1 protein-coding gene is annotated in these 668 nt (G+C 65.4%); it reads left to right on the top strand.

The window, feature by feature from the left end:
- Nucleotides 1-21: 21 nt before the first annotated feature.
- A complete protein-coding gene (gene radC, locus HMPREF2924_RS12845; protein WP_003139036.1) occupies nt 22-528 on the top strand; it encodes a RadC family protein in 507 nt (168 codons plus the stop codon).
- Nucleotides 529-668: the final 140 nt, after the last annotated feature.

Here is a 668-nt window from a genome sequence, read left to right as displayed (position 1 = left end):
CCGAGCAACCGGAGCACGATCATGTCGCAACTCTCCCTCTCTCTCGATACCCCGTTGATGGTGCGCGATGGCCGTGGGCGCTATCGGCCGGCGGATGCCGACCAGATTCTGGAAGCTGCGCGCCAGGTCATCGACCAGAAGATGCAGCGCGGTGCATCGTTCAGTTCGCCAGCGGCGGTCAAGGACTACCTGCGCGCCAAGCTGGCTGGCTTCGAGCACGAAGTCTTTGCCGTCCTGTTTCTCGATACGCGCCATCGGCTGATCGACTACGTGGAGATGTTTCACGGCACGATCGACGCCGCCGAGGTGCATCCGCGCGAGGTGGTGAAGCAGGCGCTGCGGCTCAATGCGGCGGCGGTCATCGTTTCGCACAACCATCCGAGTGGGAACCCCGAGCCGAGCGCGGCCGACAGAGCGATGACCGCGCAGCTTCGGCAGGCGCTGGCGCTGGTGGACGTTCGCACGCTGGATCACATCATCGTTGCGGGGACTCGCACCACGTCATTCGCCGAGTGCGGCCTGATTTGACCATTGGGGGCTTCGGCCCCCTTTTTGCTGCGCCCGATGGCGCAACTCCGGCCCTCGCGGGCCTGCGCGTGCTGCGCACTTGCCCAAGGCCGGGTGTGTGGAGGTGGGAGGGAGGCGGTCTTGCTGTTCCCTTCATCGTG

This window comes from Pseudomonas sp. HMSC063H08, from assembly GCF_001813645.1.
In the GTDB taxonomy this organism is placed as follows: domain Bacteria; phylum Pseudomonadota; class Gammaproteobacteria; order Pseudomonadales; family Pseudomonadaceae; genus Pseudomonas; species Pseudomonas aeruginosa.
This window is presented reverse-complemented; position numbering and strand designations above follow the sequence as displayed.

Coding starts and splice junctions, on each gene's coding strand:
- radC (WP_003139036.1), top strand. CDS start 22: ATGTCGCAACTCTCCCTCTCTCTCGATACCCCGTTGATGGTGCGCGAT.